This is a genomic window from Pedobacter sp. PF22-3, from assembly GCF_026239555.1.
In the GTDB taxonomy this organism is placed as follows: Bacteria; Bacteroidota; Bacteroidia; order Sphingobacteriales; family Sphingobacteriaceae; genus Pedobacter.
The window spans coordinates 132,045-147,370 of record NZ_JAPIVP010000005.1 but is presented as its reverse complement, the minus strand read 5'-3'; the positions used below and the strand labels follow the sequence as shown (position 1 = coordinate 147,370).

13 protein-coding genes and 1 riboswitch are annotated in these 15,326 nt (G+C 37.9%); of the genes, 7 read left to right on the top strand and 6 right to left on the bottom strand.

The window, feature by feature from the left end; all coding sequences use genetic code 11:
- The first annotated feature begins 99 nt into the window (after positions 1–99).
- Both OQX63_RS08880 and OQX63_RS08875 read left to right on the top strand, forming a co-directional pair.
- The gene (locus tag OQX63_RS08880) at positions 100–393 is read left to right on the top strand and encodes a hypothetical protein (RefSeq protein WP_265850526.1); all 294 of its coding nucleotides are present in this window, start codon (positions 100–102) and stop codon (positions 391–393) included.
- 1 nt (position 394) lies between these two features.
- A complete protein-coding gene (locus OQX63_RS08875) occupies positions 395–2,851 on the top strand; it encodes an Hsp70 family protein (RefSeq protein ID WP_265850525.1) in 2,457 nt (818 codons plus the stop codon).
- A gap of 12 nt (positions 2,852–2,863) precedes the next feature.
- Here the strand turns inward: OQX63_RS08875 and OQX63_RS08870 are convergent, their stop codons facing one another.
- The 3 genes from OQX63_RS08870 to dusB form a co-directional block, all read right to left on the bottom strand.
- Positions 2,864–3,784: a hypothetical protein gene (locus OQX63_RS08870; RefSeq protein ID WP_265850524.1), complete on the bottom strand. Its 921-nt coding sequence runs from the start codon at positions 3,782–3,784 to the stop codon at positions 2,864–2,866.
- A 103-nt stretch (positions 3,785–3,887) separates the two neighbouring features.
- Entirely contained in the window at positions 3,888–4,274 is a 387-nt protein-coding gene (apaG, locus tag OQX63_RS08865) for a Co2+/Mg2+ efflux protein ApaG (RefSeq protein ID WP_265850523.1), read from the bottom strand.
- A 35-nt stretch (positions 4,275–4,309) separates the two neighbouring features.
- On the bottom strand, positions 4,310–5,317 hold the full coding sequence (gene dusB, locus OQX63_RS08860) for a tRNA dihydrouridine synthase DusB (protein WP_265850522.1): 1,008 nt from the start codon (positions 5,315–5,317) through the stop codon (positions 4,310–4,312).
- 43 nt (positions 5,318–5,360) lie between these two features.
- Here dusB and OQX63_RS08855 point away from each other — a divergent pair, with 43 nt between their 5' ends.
- From OQX63_RS08855 to OQX63_RS08845, 3 genes are read left to right on the top strand one after another with little or no spacing between them, the layout of a single operon-like run.
- Positions 5,361–6,287: a CPBP family intramembrane glutamic endopeptidase gene (locus OQX63_RS08855; RefSeq protein ID WP_265850521.1), complete on the top strand. Its 927-nt coding sequence runs from the start codon at positions 5,361–5,363 to the stop codon at positions 6,285–6,287.
- Positions 6,268–6,474 carry a putative signal transducing protein gene (locus OQX63_RS08850; RefSeq protein WP_265850520.1) on the top strand — a complete coding sequence of 69 codons (207 nt, stop codon included), beginning with the start codon at positions 6,268–6,270 and terminating at the stop codon, positions 6,472–6,474. Before OQX63_RS08855 ends, OQX63_RS08850 begins: the two co-directional genes overlap by 20 nt.
- Before the next feature lie 43 nt (positions 6,475–6,517).
- A complete protein-coding gene (locus tag OQX63_RS08845) occupies positions 6,518–7,327 on the top strand; it encodes a phosphatidate cytidylyltransferase (RefSeq protein ID WP_265850519.1) in 810 nt (269 codons plus the stop codon).
- Positions 7,328–7,361: 34 nt separating this feature from the next.
- Here OQX63_RS08845 and OQX63_RS08840 read toward each other — a convergent pair whose 3' ends face one another.
- From OQX63_RS08840 to metE, 3 genes are all read right to left on the bottom strand, one after another.
- On the bottom strand, positions 7,362–8,021 hold the full coding sequence (locus tag OQX63_RS08840) for a class I SAM-dependent methyltransferase (protein WP_265850518.1): 660 nt from the start codon (positions 8,019–8,021) through the stop codon (positions 7,362–7,364).
- 50 nt (positions 8,022–8,071) lie between these two features.
- Complete coding sequence (locus OQX63_RS08835; RefSeq protein WP_090497417.1) at positions 8,072–8,458, bottom strand: acyl-CoA thioesterase; 387 nt, start codon at positions 8,456–8,458, stop codon at positions 8,072–8,074.
- 223 nt (positions 8,459–8,681) lie between these two features.
- Positions 8,682–11,015 carry a 5-methyltetrahydropteroyltriglutamate--homocysteine S-methyltransferase gene (gene metE, locus OQX63_RS08830; RefSeq protein ID WP_265850517.1) on the bottom strand — a complete coding sequence of 778 codons (2,334 nt, stop codon included), beginning with the start codon at positions 11,013–11,015 and terminating at the stop codon, positions 8,682–8,684.
- A 192-nt stretch (positions 11,016–11,207) separates the two neighbouring features.
- A riboswitch (cobalamin riboswitch) is annotated at positions 11,208–11,414 on the bottom strand.
- Between the two features lie 128 nt (positions 11,415–11,542).
- Here metE and OQX63_RS08825 point away from each other — a divergent pair.
- A complete protein-coding gene (locus tag OQX63_RS08825; RefSeq protein ID WP_265850516.1) occupies positions 11,543–14,239 on the top strand; it encodes a M14 metallopeptidase family protein in 2,697 nt (898 codons plus the stop codon).
- A gap of 297 nt (positions 14,240–14,536) precedes the next feature.
- The gene (locus OQX63_RS08820; protein ID WP_265850515.1) at positions 14,537–15,253 is read left to right on the top strand and encodes a DsbA family oxidoreductase; all 717 of its coding nucleotides are present in this window, start codon (positions 14,537–14,539) and stop codon (positions 15,251–15,253) included.
- The last annotated feature ends 73 nt before the right edge of the window (positions 15,254–15,326 follow it).

The following is a 15,326-nucleotide window of genomic DNA, read 5'->3' as shown; positions in this document are numbered from 1 at the left end:
TTCTTTTTTAATGCCTAAGGTAAATGCTTATTTACAATAAATTTTAAAAACGAGCTGTTTCAATTATCTTAGGAAAATAATTTAAATGAAACGGCTTAAATGAAAGATATCATTACCCAATTGTTCGAAATTGAAAATAAGATCAAGCCTGAAGATTTTCAAGCCTTTAAAAGGAATTTCCAGCGAATTTATCATGAACTTGAACAGGAAGGTTATACTGTGATTAACCCAATCGGACAGCCCTATGATGAAAGGGATGTTGCAATTGAAGCAAATATATCGAATGAGGATAAACGGGCTTTAGTAATTACCAAAGTGCTAAAACCGATCATATACAAATCAGAAGGGGGTATCCGGACATTAATTCAAAAAGCAGTTGTTATTGTTGGCTAAGATGGAGAATATAAACTTTGGGATAGATCTGGGAACCACAAATTCCGGAATTGGTAAATTTCAGGCAGGAAAAGTTACAATCTTTAAAAATCCTGTCGGTTTTAAAGATACCCTGCCTTCGGTTATCGCCTACAGGAACAATAGGATCCTGGTTGGAGATAAGGCCCGTGAAATGACAACAATTAATCCTGATCAGGTTTTTTCCAGTTTTAAACGCAAGATGGGCAGTGCGCATTTATATCAGGTTCCAGATAGCTGTGAAACAAAAACAGCCATTGATTTTTCGGCATTGATTTTAAAGGAACTCCTGGGATTTATTACTGAAGAAAAACCTACTGCTGCTGTAATTACCATTCCTGCATCCTTTGATACCATACAATCTAATGCAACCAAATTGGCTGGAGAAGCTGCCGGAATACATGAAGTTCTGCTGTTACAAGAACCAATTGCTGCCTGTTTAGCTTATGCCAATGTACAAAATATAGCTATTGATGAACTGAAGAATTGGTTGGTTTACGATTTTGGCGGGGGTACATTTGATGTGGCCCTGGTGAGTATAGATAATAGGGAACTTAAGGTTATTGATCATGAAGGAAATAATTTTTTGGGTGGCTTGGATATAGATCATTTGGTGTTGGAAAAGCTGCTTTGTCCCGCGCTTGAAAAGGAGCTGCAGGAGGAAAACCTGTGGAAGCAAATGGTAAATGGCGAAAATACAGCTTATAGCAAGCTTTTTTTTGAACTGCTTTACCGTGCTGAAGAAGCAAAAAAGGAATTATCTATAAAAGAAGAGGCTTTTGTAGAGATAGAAATTGCGGAAAGGTATATAGAAATTTTGATCACCAGAAAGGATTTTAACAAGCTTATTCATCCAAAAGTTGATGAAACCATCAAGCTTACGAAACACCTGCTGGAAAAGAATAATATTAAGAACAGCGAGGTAGACCGTATTATTTTGGTGGGTGGTACCACATATATTCCGTACATCAGGACCTGTCTCTCTCAAGTGTTCGATACTCATGTAGATGCAACCATCGATCCTACAACCGCTATTATTTTAGGCGCTGGTTATTATGCGGGAACTAAAAATAAACAAACCACCGTTACAAAAGAGGCCTTACCTGCTACGCTTAAAAATGTGAAGCTGGCCTATGAGGTAAACTCAAAAGATAATGAAGAACTTTTAACCGGCCTTGTTGATCAGGATTTTTCTGGCTATTATCGGGTTACACGTACGGATGGCGGTTTTGACAGCGGTATCATTGCTTTTCATTCCAAATTCAATGAATTTTTAAAACTAGTGCCCAAAACCACCAATATTTTTAACGTTAAAATCCTGGATAAATACCATACTGTGGTGTATGAAAACGAGCATATCGGAATTAATCATGGCATTTACAATATATCCGGACAACCGCTTCCGAATGATATCTGCCTTGAAATTGACGATACTTTAGGTACAACCTATTTGGAACAGGTATTCAGGAAAAGCGATATTTTACCACTTAACAAAAAGCTTTATAAAACAATTTCCAAAACCATTTTAAAGGCATCGGGCGAGAAACTGATTATTAATATTGTGGAAGGAAAATCGGATACCAGTCCTGCAAGTAATCTCTGTATTGGTTACCTCGAAATTGATTCGGAAGATCTACCATCAAACCTATTGAAAGGTACCGACATTGAAATTGATTTTGATATCAGCGAATCTAGAGATTTAACTGTAAATATCTATATCGGGGCCATCACGTTAGAGATTAACCAGGTATTTAATGCTTCAGCAAAACAGGTTTCGGCAGTAAAAATCACGCAGGAACTGGAGAAAGTTTTGGTAGAACTTGAAAATATATACTCTGATGAATTTGAAATGGCTGATGTGCCAAAACTCGAAGAATTGCGTGTTGAAGTGATCGAGCTCTTAAAATTGCTTATTGATATTGATGGTGACCTTTTAACCGACAAAATATACAATATAGATGAACGTAAACGTAAGGCTTTTCAAGCTTACGATCATCTAATCCGCAGGAGAAACGTGGTAGCTGAAATTGAAGAATATCAAGCGCAGAAGAATGAAATCAGAGAAGAATTGCTGTTAAAGCCTAATCCAAAAATCGAGCATGCTTTCAATAATATAACCAAAAATGAAATCAAATTTTTAAACTCCAATCAATCATCCATTATTAGATCAAAAATCAGGGAACTTCAAAAAATCGCTAACGAAATCTACTATCAGAATGATCAGTCATACATTGAGCTTTTTTATTACTATGCTATTAAGCCAATAGAGGATTATACCGACGAAAACCAGGCAAAAAAAATAATGAACAATGGTCAAAAAGCGATTGATAAGGAAAATTATGCTGAATTAAAGGCTATTATTACCAATCTTTATCATTTGCTTAAGGTAAAACCTAAAAACTTTTTTGAAGACCAAAGCGGAACGCTTGGTTTAAAATAATTAAATTTTATCTTATTTGTTAAGACGGCTGGCCAGTCGGGCCAAAAAGCTAATGCCCAAAATCGATGGACCAATAAATGAAGTTCCTCCTACAGATATAAGAATGATAATAGCCAGTGCAGCTGCAATATAAACCAAAATTCTATATGCAGACCAATCATTTTCATGGTTATCTTCAAACTGTAGTTGTGGATGGATCCACTGTAAAGCAATTTGACGATTGTTTTCCAATGTTTGCTTCAATTGATCAGAATAAGCAATGAAAAATGTTGCTGCATAGAGGATTTTACCAAGGTATATTCTGTTATTTAAGCTCGTACGTTGTTTTTCACTGATAATGTTATTGATGCTCAAGATATCGTCGTCAAAGTACAGTGCATCAATGCAGCTTAAACAGGTATAATATTGAATTTCTCCGGCATAAGCATTAGCAGATATAAAATTTACAAACTGATCATTATACAGCGCAGAAATAATGGATTGATTTTTATGTTTTAGCACCTCATAAATTTGGTTACGGGTAAAGTCTCCAATAAGAAATGGATAATTCATAAAAATACTTCTCAGGCTGTTCCATTTATTGTTGCGGATGCAGTATTTCAGGTAGTCTAGTATATTTTCTGAAAAAGCCTTTTCAAATTCTTCCAGCGTTTCATCACTGATCTGGTTGTGGTCTAATTTTGCAGAATTTACAGTACCTCGCTTTCCTGCTACAATAATACCGATGTTTTTATCCTTCAGAATTGGAATAAACCTGTTTCCATAGGTTTTTAAGAAAAGGATAAGCTGTTCTATGTCGTTGATTTTGATCGAACGCTCTAACTTTGCTTCTGCTTTTAGGATTTTTTCGACCTTGATGATATCATCATTTGAATCGAAGTTTAGTGTCGGAAACTGTTTTAAAACTAATTCTAAAAGATTTAGCTGGATCATTCTATTAATACGAGGCGTTAAATAACCAAAATGGATTTACAAATGTAAAATTAAAATGGGGAAAGAGGCTAATAAACAGCTAAATTAGCTCACCGAGAAGGATTTAATTCAATTTATAAGGTGCTACCAATTGAAATTCGGGAATATCAACGTCGAATTCCGAACCATCAATATCACGTTTCATTAAATAGGTACCTTTCATGCTCCCCATATCGGTTTTTAGGTTACAACCCGAAACATATACATGTGTTTCTCCTGGTTGTATAATTGGTTGTAAACCAACAACACCTTCACCTTCTACCTCTCTTTTACTACTGTTCGAATCGAAAATTAACCATTGGCGGCGCATCAATTGAACAGCGTAATCAGAAAGATTGGAAATTTCTACGCGATAGGCAAACATATAATGCTCGTTAGCCGGATTTGAATATTCTGGCTGATAAATGGTTTCTACTGAAACCTTAACCCCGTCTGTAATAGCTGTAACCATGATGATAACGAATGTAAGAAAAAAGCTTTCAAAAATCAAGCCAGTACACTAGTGGCGTCGTAGTTGGCAAATTTTTCTGCCACTTCCGCTAAAATGCTGTAAATGTTGTTGATATCTGGCTCTGCAACTAAACGCATGCGATATGGTTTAAAATCTGGCAGGCCTTTGAAATAGTTGGCATAATGGCGACGCATTTCGAAAATACCGGTTTTAGGACCTTTCCATTCCAGCGATTTCTCTAAGTGTGTACGGCAAACCTCAATTCTTTCCTCAATTGTTGGTCCGGCCAGGTGTTTTCCAGTTTTGAAGAAGTGTTTTACCTCGCGGAAAATCCATGGATAACCGATTGCTGCACGGCCAATCATGATACCATCTACCTCATATTCCATTCGCCAATTGGCTGCTTTTTCTGGACTATCTACATCACCATTGCCAAAAATGGGAATTTTGATGCGTGGATTGCGTTTGATTTCGCGGATTAAACTCCAATCGGCCTCTCCCTTGTATAATTGTGCCCTTGTTCGACCATGAATGGTAAGTGCCTGGATACCTACATCCTGAAGTCGTTCTGCAACTTCACAAACATTTTTGGTATTATCATCCCAGCCCAAGCGGGTTTTTACGGTAACAGGTAAATGCGAAGCTTTAACAACAGCATCAGTCATTTTTACCATTTTATCAATATCCTGAAGCAAGCTGGAGCCTGCACCTTTGCAAACTACATTTTTTACCGGACAGCCATAATTGATATCCACCAAATCGGGACCTGCTGCAGAAGCAATTTCTGAAGCTTCGCGCATGTGTTCGATATCACCACCAAAAATCTGGATGCCAATTGGTCTTTCATATTCGAAAATATCTAGTTTTTGTAAGCTTTTTGCGGCATCCCTGATCAAGCCCTCCGAAGAGATAAATTCGGTATACATCATATCAGCCCCGTTTTTTTTGCATACATAACGGAACGGTGGATCACTTACATCCTCCATTGGAGCGAGTAATAAAGGGAACTCACCTAAATCTATATTTCCTATCTTTACAGACATTTTCTATCTTCAACGATTAATAAAACATACAAAGGTACAAATAATGAATTTTGTAACACCTAAACGCGAGGAAATCAATCCTTTCTTACAATTACTTTTACTTTTATTTTACGCAGTTGCCGGGGCTTTTGTTTTCGGAATCATTGGACTGGTAATCTGTATGGCTATGTATGGAATGGGTTTGGTGAGTAATTTCAACATGCTTTTATCAGGCGAAGCCAAATATATTTCGGGTTTTAAGGTAATACAGATTTTAAGCTCGATAGGTACATTCATTCTACCACCCCTTGCCCTCGCTTTAACAGAAAGAATAAAGATAACCCGGTTTTATAGTTTTAAACAACCAAAGGTTTTATTGCTTTTACTGGTTATCATGATTATGATTGCGAGTATGCCTTTTATGGAGTGGACAGTAATCTGGAATCAAAAAATGGTTTTGCCCGACTTTTTGAAAGGAATTGAGGCTTGGATGAAAGAAAAAGAAGAGCTGGCAGCAAAAATGACCATTCAATTGATTACGGTACGTAGTAATTTTGATTTTGTGATTAATCTGATCATGATTGCAGTTTTACCAGCCATTGGTGAGGAATTGATGTTCAGGGGTGGTGTGCAGCGCTCATTGGAACGGTCTTTTGGCAATCCGCACTTGGCAATCTGGCTTTCGGCAATAATTTTTAGTGCTATACATGTCCAATTTTATGGTTTTGTGCCTAGGTTGTTATTAGGAGCTGGCTTCGGATATCTGTATTATTTTAGTGGTAGTATCTGGTATGCCATGTTTGCGCATTTTTTAAACAACGCTTATGCGGTTTGTGCGGCTTTTTATATGCAAAAACATCATATGCCGCTTGATAAAGCTGATGAACCGATCGGTTTTCCGTGGTATGGCTATTTAATTAGTGCAATAATTACCATAGCTTTGTTTAAATTTTTTAAAGATAGCGCATCACGTGAGCGAAAATTGGGTTAAAGTATATACCACCAGCAATGCGTTTGCGGCAGAGGTATTAAAACAGGGATTAACAGAAGCTGGTATCCCTGCGGTTACAATAAATAAACAGCTCTCGGCATATAATATTGGCGAAATAAATGTTTTGGTAAATAAGATCGATTTCGATAAGGCCATAGAATATATCGTTGAAAACGAAATTGAATAGTGATAATGACCTTAAACCTTCCACCCTTTACCTCTTACCTTAAATGAAAACCAGGGCAATAACCGCTTTCTTTTTTACTATCGTAATGCTTGGCTCTATCTTTTTAGGGAGTTATGCATTTACAATTTTCTATCTTATTCTAAGTGTTTTATCCTTATTCGAATTTTATAAGCTGATTAAAAATGCCGGTATCAGGCCGCATCGAAATATTGGTTTAATGGCAGGTTCCTTAATCTTTTTAATGGCTGCAGGCCTACATTATTTACAGTATGATGTTAAGTACCTGTTGCTTTGTATCCCACTAATTTTTTCGGTTTTTATTACTGAGCTGTATAAGAAAAACAAAATTCCATTTGCCAATATCTCTTACACATTTGTTGGCTTTGTTTATGTAACCATCCCTTTCTGTTTTTTCCATGCCCTTGGCTTTTTAAAAAACTGGAATGAATATAACTTTCATTTACCGCTCGCATTTTTGTTAATGCTTTGGGCAAATGATACCGGTGCTTATCTTTTTGGTGTAAAATATGGTAAACGCAAATTGTTCGAGCGTCATTCGCCAAAGAAAAGCTGGGAAGGGTTTTTTGGGGGGATGTTAACCAGCGTTTTGGTTGGTTTCGGTTTGTCCTTTCTTTTTACCGAAAGTCCGGCTTGGGTTTGGGCTGGTATGGCCGTGTTAATTGCAAGTTTTGGTACACTGGGCGATTTGGTGGAGTCAATGCTTAAACGCAGCTTGGATACTAAAGATAGCGGAGGTTTATTACCAGGGCATGGTGGTTTATTAGATCGTTTTGATGGCTTGTTATTGGCTGCACCAGTAGTTTACGCTTATCTGTATTTAATATTGTATTAGTAATTATTTTCTAAATAAGACAGCTTATTTCTCCCTAAGCAATGGCAGAAATAATATAATAATCTCTATCTACCATAAAGCCTGAAGTATTATTAATCTGCTCAGTTTTTTTGATGGTTTTTATGTTTTTAAATCCTGCTTTTCGCAGCAGTTCCGTGGCTTCATAATCATCATACAATTTAAAACCATATTTGATGTACGGCCGTTTTTGCAAATAGGTTTTATCTGCAAAACATAGTAAAAGCTGGCCTTCGTCTACTAAAATACGCTTAACCTCTTTGAGATATTCTAGGGGATTATTCCAAAAGTATATAGTGTTTACTGTAAATATTTTATCGAATTGTTTATCTGAAAAAGAAAGGTCGGTGCCATTGATAAGCTGAAAGCTAACTTGATTAATAAATTCAGCAGTATTTTTTTTGGCTTCCGCAATAATCGTTTCTGAAATATCGGCTCCGTAATATTTTAGATTTTCTGCTTTTGATAATAGTTGAGTGATGTGCCCACCATTGCCATGGCCGATTTCTAATATGGTATTATTATTCTGGAGGTTTAAAGCATCAATGGCCGAGCTGGTCATTCCAAGATTACTTGCGTGCATCATCTCCCCTGTTTTAATGCCATGCTCACCTTCAGGACAGCTTAATTGTTTCGCTATACTTTTTAACTCTTCTTCCGAATGTTGGTGCTCCATTACCAAATTTAAAGATTTAAACCTGATGATTTTTACTAAAATTTAGAAGTTTATTTGATTACCTGCACCGGTTTTTTGTTTTCATCAATAGCTACAAAAGTAAAATCGCCATGCACGGCAAGTTCCCTTCCTTCTGCATACATCTGCTCGATATAAATTTCTACGTTAACTTTTAAACTGGTGTTACCCACATGGTTTACCTTGCCAATAAGCTCTACAATGGTTCCTGCTGGAATCGGTTTTTTAAAATCAATCCTATCGCTGCTTACCGTTACCATAATCTGCCGGCTAAAGCGGGTTGCGGTGATAAAAGCAACTTCATCCATTAAATGCATGGCAGTACCGCCAAAAAGCGTATCGTAATGGTTGGTTGTATTTGGGAAAACGGCTTTAAAAATACTGGTTTTTGAATTTTCTATTCTTTCTGCTAAGGTCATGGGGTAAATATAGGGTGAGTAAAAAGCTTTGACAACTTTCTGATTAGAAAGTTGTCAAAGTTGAGATCAGGATAAAAAATTAATAAGTAAAAAATCTCATCCTGAGCATTTCGCAATACATTTTATTTCAGTTATTTACGATGAAGGGTCTTCAACAAGCTCAGACTATCAGCGAGTGAATATTTAACATCAGCGTATTATTACCTCGAATGCTAAAATTAAATTAATTCACCTGAAGATCTGCTGATAGGACTTCTTCCGTTTTACGCATCTCTTTTGCTGCTTCTACCATCTCGATCAGTGCTTTTTTGGTTTCGTCCCATCCGCGCGTTTTTAAGCCACAATCAGGGTTTACCCAAAGTTGTGCTGAAGGAATAACCGCTTTCGCTTTTTTCAGCAACTGAACCATTTCTTCGCGTTTTGGAACCCTCGGAGAGTGAATATCATAAACACCGGGTCCGATTTCGTTTGGATATTTAAAATCGGCAAAAGCATCTAATAATTCCATCTGCGAACGCGAGGTTTCGATCGTAATTACATCTGCATCCATATCGGCAATGTTTTGGATGATATCGTTAAACTCCGAATAGCACATATGCGTGTGGATCTGCGTATCATCTTTCACGCCGCTGGCTGAAATTTTAAAGGCTTTTACTGCCCAGTTCAGGTAGTTTTGCCAGTCTGCTTTGCGCAAAGGCAAACCCTCTCTAATAGCTGGTTCATCAATCTGGATGATTTTAATCCCTGCGTTTTCCAGGTCGCAAACCTCATCACGGATAGCCAGCGCAATCTGTGTACAAGTTTCTGACCGGGGCTGATCATTGCGTACAAACGACCATTGTAAGATGGTTACAGGACCTGTTAACATCCCTTTCATGTATTTTGAAGTCAGCGACTGCGCGTAGGCTGTCCACTTTACGGTCATGGGTTTCGGACGCGAAACATCACCAAAAATAATCGGTGGTTTTACACAGCGTGACCCATAACTCTGTACCCAACCGTTTTTAGAGAAAGCGAAACCGTCTAATTGCTCACCAAAGTATTCAACCATGTCATTGCGTTCAAACTCGCCATGAACCAAAACATCCAGATCGATTTCCTCCTGCCATTTTACTGCTTTTTCAGTTTCTTTTGCAATAAGGTCATCATATTCTTCAACAGTAAAAGTTCCATTTTTAAGCTTGGCCCGCCAGCTTCTTACCTCTGCGGTTTGCGGAAACGATCCGATGGTTGTAGTAGCATAAATAGGCAAGTTAAGCTCCTGTTGTTTGATTTTTCTACTCGAAAATGGGCTCAAACGTTCGGCATCCTGCTCTTTTAAAGCCGAAACCCTTTGTTTAACTGCAGGATTATGGATGATTGTAGAAACTTTACGGTTAGCAATTGCAATCTTATTTTCTTCGAGTTTTTGCAGGGTAGATGCAGGGCTTTCGTTGGTGATCAGTTTTTTTAAGGTAGCTACTTCCGTAATTTTCTGTTTTGCATAAGCCAGCCATTGTTTAATTTCAGCAGAGAGATTTTGCTCGTTGGTCTCATTGTCTAAATCAACCGGCGAGTGGATCAGTGAGCAGGATGGAGCAATCCACACTTTATCCTGACCTCTTTTTTCTATAGCATGATTAATGACCGAAAGCGATTTTCCGAAATCATTTTTCCAGATGTTTCTTCCATCTACCAAACCTAAAGAAAGAATGGTGTCTTCCTTTAACGAAGCTAAAACATCATTTAATTGATCTTCAGCACGTACCAGATCGATATGTAAAACATTTATTGGCAACGAGGTTGTTAAAGCAAAATTGTTACCTAAACCTTCAAAATAAGTCGCTAAAACAATTTTTAACCTTGGGAAGGCTTTCCGGATTTCTTTATAAGCATATTCATAAGCTTTTTTGTCCTTTTCATTTAAATCCAAAGTCAAAAATGGCTCATCAAACTGAATATATTCTACATTCAGCGCGTCTAAGCGGGATAAAATCTCTATATAAACCGGGAGCAGGTTTTTAATCAGGTCTATTTTTTCAAACCCAGTTTCTTTTTCCTTACCCAATAAAAGGTATGAAACCGGGCCGATCAGAACAGGTTTAGTGTTAATCCCCAATTGTTTTGCCTCGTAAAACTCATCGATAATTTTGGTTGAGAAAAGTTTAAAAGGTTGGTTTTTGTAAAACTCGGGTACAATGTAATGGTAATTGGTATCGAACCATTTCGTCATTTCCATAGCCACCACATCCAGTCCTTCTTTTTGGTAACCCCTTGCCATCGCGAAATAAAGATCTAGTTCCTCATTTCCTTTTTTCAGGATTACCTCATTGTACCTTTTCGGGATCGCACCAAAAGTTAAGGAATGATCGAGTACATGATCATAAAAAGAAAAATCGTTTGATGGAATCACATCAATCCCCGCTTCTTTTTGAAGTTTCCAATTTTCGTGGCGAATGTTTTTGCCTACCTGCAGTACATTTTTGTACCCAGTTTTATCTGCCCAATAATTTTCGCAGATTTTCTTTAATTCCCTTTGGCTACCTATTCGCGGATAGCCCAGATTTTGCGTTAGCATCTCTCTTAAAGATTAAGTAAATAAATCGTTTAAAAGCTCTTAAAGCAATATTTGTAATACTCTTTGTTAAAAATTAAAGGAAAGGTTATGGCACAGCCTGCCCACTTATCAGCAAAAAGCTTAAAGCAAGCATATAAAATTTTATTTTATCGTGTACAATCAGACCTGACCAATTACTTTATAACGCGAAAGCACCGTCAATTCAATATAGGCAGGTCTCCTGACTTATTCCCGATTTTATCGCCTTCCCATCCCTTTAAACGGCACAGTGGCATAATGATAAAACCGTTGTCTTTTTGTTAAAGACAGAATTTACAGTTGCGCGACAGCTCGTGATTTGCACACGATTCCCTATTAATCCCGGTTGTAATTCCGGGAACCTGTATCGGTTGATGAAAAATAAAGTTAAGAACTTACATCAATGCAAATGTATGGATTAGGATTTGAAACTTGTAACAAATTTACAGCAAGCCGTTTTTGGTGCTGATTCCCTATTATATTTGGTTACCTAACTAAACACCTTTATTATGATAAAAAATTGCTTTAAGGGGCTTTGCATTGCTCTTTTAATGCTAAACAGCTATGCAGTGCTGTCGCAGGAGGTACCAACGCCAAAATCTCATTTCGGTTTTGATATCGGCGACGATTATCAATTGGCTAATTATACCCAAACAGAAGCATACTTTAAAAAGCTTGCAGCAACTTCTAACCGTGTTAAACTGGTTGATATAGGGAAAACTGAAGAAGGCAGAAGTCAATATATGCTGATTGTTTCTTTGCCAGAAAATCTAAAAAAATTAGAACGTTATAAGGAGATTTCGCAACAGCTTGCTCATGCCGAAATTACGCCAGAGCAAGCCAAAGCATTGGCACAAGAAGGTAAAGCAGTGGTATGGATAGATGGTGGATTGCATGCAAATGAGGTAGTTGGCACCCATCAATTGATCCAAACGATATATGAGTTTACCTCTAGAACAGATCCTGAAACCTTGCGTATTCTGGATAATGTGATCATCTTATTTACACATGCAAACCCGGATGGGCAGGAGTTAGTAAGCAACTGGTACATGAGAGAAAAAGACCCAAAGAAAAGAACAACCTCAGGCTTGCCGGTTTTGTATGAAAAATATGCCGGGCATGATAATAACCGCGACTTTTTTATGTTAAATCTTAAAGAAACGCAGAATATCGGTCGCCAGCTTTTTGTAGAATGGATCCCACAGATTATGTATAACCACCATCAGGCTGGTCCGGCGGGAACGGTTGTTGCTGGTCCGCCTTACCGCGACCCTTTTAATTATGTTTTCGACCCAACCTTGTTAACCAGTTTAGATGCAGTTGGTGCGGCCATGCACAACAGGATGAACATAGAAAATAAACCTGGTTATACGCAGCGCGGAGGATCGGTTTATTCTACCTGGTACAATGGTGGATTAAGAACCACAACCTATTTTCATAACATGATTGGGCTTTTAACAGAAATTATCGGGAACCCTACGCCTTCTGAAATTCCGCTGGTTCCTTCAAGATTATTACCGAACGGCGATTCACCCAATCCAATCACACCAAGGAAATGGTATTTTAAAAATTCGATCGATTATTCGGTATCCTTAAATTATTCCGTTTTAAATTATGCACAACGTTATCGCGATGAATTGTTGTTCAATATTTACCAAATGGGCAGAAATTCTATCGAGCGGGGCAAAAAAGATACCTGGTCCTTCTCTCCAAAAAAAATTGAAGCCATTAACAATGTGGCAAAAGGCGAAGGGGCTGCTCCTATTGCAGGCGGTGATGCAGATTTGGGACCAAGAAACAAGATCAGCATAAAAGCTTTCGATACTGTTATGAAAGCCCCTGCGAACAGAGACCCCCGAGGTTATATTTTATCAGCAGATCAGCCTGATTTTAACTCTGCCGTTAAGTTTTTAAATGCATTGATCAGAACGGGAATTGTGGTGCAAAAAGCAACCACTTCATTTGCCGTTGCGGGTAAAAATTATCCTGCCGGAAGTTATGTGGTAAAAACTGATCAGGCTTTCCGTCCGCACGTTTTGGATATGTTTGAGCCACAGGATCACCCAAATGATTTTAAATACGAAGGTGGTGCACCAATTCCTCCTTATGATGCCGCAGGATGGACTTTGGCATACCTGATGGATGTGAAGTTCGACCGTATTCTGGACGATTTTTCAGGTCCCTTTGAAAAAAATCCTTATGGAGAGCTCTTAAAACCAGAAAATAAACTGCCAAACGGAGCAGGCTATTTATTAAGTGCCGCACAAAATGATTCTTATACCACAGTTAATGATTTATTGAAAAACAAAGTTGAGGTTTACCGCTCTACTGAAAATGGAGATTTTTATGTTTCATCAGCAGGAAAATCGGTATTGGAAAAAGCAAATATTAAACTAAAAATAGCTGCTGCTCCAAAGGATAAAATTAAAGTTTCGACAGCCAGAATTGCACTTTGGGATACCTACGGTGGTTCAATGGCCTCGGGTTGGGTGCGGTTTTTAATGGAACAATACCATTATAATGCTACCGTAATCTATCCGCAGGACATTGATGCGGGAAATTTAAAATCTAAATATGATGTGATCATTTTTGTGGGTGGGGCTATACCATCTGTTCAGGGCGCAGGTTTTGGAAACAGAACTTTCGGACCAAAGGCAGAAGAAATTCCTCAAGAATTTAGAAATCGTTTAGGGAGAATTAGTGGTGATAAATCAATCCCTGAATTAAAGAAGTTTTTGGAGGCTGGAGGAAATATTGTAACCATTGGCAGCAGTACCAATCTGGCTTATCACTTAAACCTGCCTGTACGTAATGCAATGGTAGAAATTGTAAATGGGGTGGAAAAAAGATTACCTGCTGAAAAATATTATGTTCCGGGAAGTGTTTTAAATGTTGGTGTAGATACGACTTTACCAGCCAATTGGGGCATGGAAAAAGAAGCCGATGTATATTTCGATAATAGTCCTGTTTTTAAACTCACTGGCGATGCCATTGCGGCTGCAAAGATTAAACCTTTAATGTGGTTTGAAAATGCTACGCCATTGCGTAGCGGTTGGGCCTGGGGGCAGGCTTATCTTCAAGATGGGATAACCGCTTTTGAAGCAAAGGTGGGAAAAGGAAAACTGCTTGCTTTCGGGCCAGAAATTGCTTTCAGGGCACAAACGCATGGTACATTTAAACTGATATTTAACCAATTGTATAAATAGTTATAATTGAGTTTGCCATGTTGAGCTTCCTGATCGGTCGTCATTCCCGCGCAGGCGGGAATCTTAATGCGCCTGCAAACCTACTAAGGCATTAAGATTCCCAATCAAGTTGGGAATGACGGTTCGTCTTAGCAGATCAATTATTAAGATTTTCTTGTCAATGTATATGAATTTTGTACAATAAATTGTCTCTCAGAATGACATTCTATGATTAATATGGAAGCCACTATCCCAAACAATAGTGGCTTTTTACTTTCACCTTATAATAGCCAATTATAATCCGCTTAATTTTGAGTTATGAAAGTAGAAATCTGGTCGGACGTAATGTGTCCGTTTTGTTATATCGGTAAAAGACATTTTGAACAGGCGATAGAAAAATTACCTTTCAAAAATGAAATTGAAGTGGATTGGAAGAGTTTTCAGCTCAATCCAGAGTATCACAATACCAATAAAGAAACGGTATATGATTACCTGTCGAGAAGTAAGGGAATGCCGGTTGAGCAGGCCAAACAAATGACAAAGCAAGTGGTTGATATGGCAGCAAATGCTGGTCTAACAATCGATTTTGATAAAAATATCCCTGCCAATACCTTCAATGCGCATCGTTTGATCCATTTGGCAGCAAAACATAACCTTCAGGATTTAGCTGAAGAAAAATTATTTGAAGCCCATTTTGTAAACAGCAAAAACATTGGCGAAACCGATGTTTTAGTTGATCTTGCAGTAGAAATAGGTTTGGATAAGGCTGAAGCTGTAGCCGTTTTAAATAGCGATCAATTTGCTGAAGCTGTTCGTTATGATATTTATGAAAGTCAGAATTTAGGTATCCGTGGCGTACCTTATTTTGTAATGGACCGCAAATATGGTGTTTCGGGTGCTCAGCCTGTTCAGGCTTTTACCGATGCGCTTACCCAAAGTTTTACCGAGTGGAAATCTGCTCAACCTAAAACCACACTAACCTCATTAAATAAAAATGATGATGCGGTTTGTGATGAGAATGGGTGTGAGATATAGGTTTGTTTCCCGCAGATTACACTGATCGACGCAGATTTTCTGTGGAAATATTTTTAATCTGCGGGAGATAATA

Excerpts from the sequence above, each read along its gene's own strand:
- apaG (WP_265850523.1), bottom strand. The coding sequence starts at position 4,274 with ATGGTTACAGCTATTACAGACGGGGTTAAGGTTTCAGTAGAAACCATT.
- OQX63_RS08840 (WP_265850518.1), bottom strand. The coding sequence starts at position 8,021 with ATGGAGCACCAACATTCGGAAGAAGAGTTAAAAAGTATAGCGAAACAA.
- OQX63_RS08870 (WP_265850524.1), bottom strand. The coding sequence starts at position 3,784 with ATGATCCAGCTAAATCTTTTAGAATTAGTTTTAAAACAGTTTCCGACA.
- OQX63_RS08855 (WP_265850521.1), top strand. The coding sequence starts at position 5,361 with ATGAATTTTGTAACACCTAAACGCGAGGAAATCAATCCTTTCTTACAA.
- OQX63_RS08880 (WP_265850526.1), top strand. The coding sequence starts at position 100 with ATGAAAGATATCATTACCCAATTGTTCGAAATTGAAAATAAGATCAAG.
- OQX63_RS08835 (WP_090497417.1), bottom strand. The coding sequence starts at position 8,458 with ATGACCTTAGCAGAAAGAATAGAAAATTCAAAAACCAGTATTTTTAAA.
- OQX63_RS08845 (WP_265850519.1), top strand. The coding sequence starts at position 6,518 with ATGAAAACCAGGGCAATAACCGCTTTCTTTTTTACTATCGTAATGCTT.
- OQX63_RS08825 (WP_265850516.1), top strand. The coding sequence starts at position 11,543 with ATGATAAAAAATTGCTTTAAGGGGCTTTGCATTGCTCTTTTAATGCTA.
- OQX63_RS08875 (WP_265850525.1), top strand. The coding sequence starts at position 395 with ATGGAGAATATAAACTTTGGGATAGATCTGGGAACCACAAATTCCGGA.
- metE (WP_265850517.1), bottom strand. The coding sequence starts at position 11,015 with ATGCTAACGCAAAATCTGGGCTATCCGCGAATAGGTAGCCAAAGGGAA.
- dusB (WP_265850522.1), bottom strand. The coding sequence starts at position 5,317 with ATGTCTGTAAAGATAGGAAATATAGATTTAGGTGAGTTCCCTTTATTA.
- OQX63_RS08820 (WP_265850515.1), top strand. The coding sequence starts at position 14,537 with ATGAAAGTAGAAATCTGGTCGGACGTAATGTGTCCGTTTTGTTATATC.